This is a genomic window from Oleiphilus sp. HI0079, from assembly GCF_001635105.1.
This window is the reverse complement of record NZ_LWFT01000651.1, coordinates 1-2316: the sequence shown is the minus strand read 5'-3', so window position 1 is coordinate 2316 and position 2316 is coordinate 1. Positions and strand designations below refer to the sequence as shown.

Genomic DNA, 2316 nt, shown 5'->3' with positions numbered 1-2316 from the left:
TTGAATTCCCTTATTAGCCCTTAACTAAACTCTTTGGCAATGCTTCCGTATGCAGACGCGCTTAAACAAGACACGCAGTCAACCTCTCTTCAGCAAAGACGAAGGCTGTTTTTAGCACACTTTATTGATCGTAATATTACACTTATAAGTAAGCCTAGCCGAATCTTTATGCCTAAGTTCTAAAAAACTTCGAACGCGGAGCTGAGGTGTAAAGTCAATGAGGCGACACAGACACCAATAACGTCAACTTACTTTACACTTCTACATTTTTCGAGAGACATTCATGTCCGCCAACTATCGAAACTAAAGTCTCTTTCACATTAGTGGATCGAATTTTGCTATTAAATATCTATATCAGGCAACTGATCGAACAAGGAGTACGCCAAACCAATTGTGAGATTGGGACGGAAAGCCAAGGGTCTGCCCTCAGGACGAGAAAAGCAGACAGCCGGTTACAACTTCTTAAGCAGATATAAAAAATTATGCTTTTGAGGAGCAAACAATGAAAAAACTAATTAGCAGCATGGTAGCTGCAGGCGCTCTAACGGTTTCGGCGCAGGCGAACGCTACTTTATTTGATTTCCAACAAATCGCAGATGGCGCAGATTACGGCGCAATCTCTGGCACATACGCGGACAACACGGCTGTCGCAGGCGCCGTCGGTGAAGCGGCATTTGACGAGCTAGTTTGGACTGTAGATGGGATCACTTTAACTGTTACAGGCACAAACGTTTCTGGCGATGAAGCTTGGGCTTATCTTGACCAAGGTAACGCAGGCCTAGGCGTTTGCTCTGAAGGCACCAAAACTGACGGCAAGGGCGATAATCAGTGTGATCCAGGCAGCGATGATAACGTGACCTTTGGCGAGATCTTGAATTTCTCGTTCTCATCACTTGTTAAGGTTGACCTTAGCAGCTCAATTTTTCGAGATGCTAATCACAACATCCATGGTTCAGATCACGAGATTGATGTGAGCGTAGATGGCGGTGCGTGGGCTTTGCTAGACGACACAACCAATGTTTTCTACACCGACATGTTTAGCTTGCGACTCGATCCTCAAAAAGGTGAGCATCATCAGTTTTACATTGATACGCTAGCCATTCCAGAGCCGACTACTCTAGCGCTAATGGGCCTTGGCCTTGCAGGTATTGGTGCTGCGCGTCGTCGTAAAGCATAAGAGCTAGTGATTGGATCCTGAACCAAGTTCAGGATGACGACACAATGTCATTCCGGCCTATGTTCCAGAATCCAAAAAGGGTGCTTAAGCACCCTTTTTTATTTTCTGCAGCCAGTCATACAAGCTGTAAACCATGCGCGGCAACCAACGCAGCAATATCTGGTGAGACACCAGCTCAGGCCCTTTGGACGCTATTTTTGATTTATAGTCAGTCCGCTTACCACTTCCTGCTAGTAAGTCATAGCACGCAAGCTCTGACTGAACAGAGCAGCTCTGTATATCTAAACTCAAGGCCAACAAGCCGGGCGACACCCGCTTAACGGGCACCTCTTTAAACCCCAACATAACGTTGTAGACCACTCCTCTGAAAGAAACGTTTAAAGTCGCCGCCATCACCTCTCCATTATATTCAAGCCGCACCCCACCAAGCTCGATATCTCTTTCGTCATCAAAACGAAGCAAGGCATCCAAGAACTTTTTATAAGCACCAAAGCTTTTCTGATTATTCCACCGTAAGGCATGTAGCTCTTTGATAGGCTTCAACAGAACCTCTGGGTCTTCGCGCAAGCAGCCATTGACAGCAAAAGTGCTTTCGCTTGCCATTCGTTTCTCAGAACCTTTAATTCTCGCTCGCGTCCCTTTTCCCAAGCCACTCAGGAAAGCCTCATAACCCGTTGCTAGGCCAATACGGTAGGTTTGATCGCGCGCGGTCTCTCGAATATATGCTGCGCCTTGCTTTTTTAAGGCAGTCAAAACAGAGCCATGGAGCTCCGTGGCAGGAACATCGCTTAGTATAATTTCATCCACGCCTGCACCAGCACCAGCACCAGCACCAGCACCAGAGAGAAGATATTGCATCAAAGGCGCGCGTAACGTTTGCGCATCTCTTGATGAACACACAAAATCCAAATACTCAGCCCGGTATCCGGCCTCACCACTACCTTTATAACCCAAGAAATATAAGGTTCGAAGAGAAAGTAATTTAAGAAATGGTCGATGGGCAATATAGAAGGGAAGAATCGCGACCAGGCGCTCTCCTTCGCGGCACGCTACCAGAAACAACTCAAAATCGTCCTCTTTAAACGTCCTCCACCAGGCGTACATCCAACACCATGATGTAAACACGCTTTGATCAGACG

2 protein-coding genes and 1 riboswitch are annotated in these 2316 nt (G+C 46.7%); of the genes, one reads left to right on the top strand and one right to left on the bottom strand.

Features of this window, described 5'->3' with window-relative positions; all coding sequences use genetic code 11:
- Positions 1 to 371 precede the first annotated feature (371 nt).
- Positions 372 to 460: riboswitch (cyclic di-GMP riboswitch) on the top strand.
- A gap of 42 nt (positions 461 to 502) precedes the next feature.
- Positions 503 to 1177, top strand: coding sequence for a PEP-CTERM sorting domain-containing protein (locus A3750_RS11750; RefSeq protein WP_068548291.1), 675 nt, complete (start codon positions 503 to 505; stop codon positions 1175 to 1177).
- 84 nt (positions 1178 to 1261) lie between these two features.
- Here the strand turns inward: A3750_RS11750 and A3750_RS11745 are convergent.
- Positions 1262 to 2316: GNAT family N-acetyltransferase (locus tag A3750_RS11745; RefSeq protein ID WP_068548290.1), on the bottom strand; the 1055-nt coding region annotated here is incomplete at its 5' end.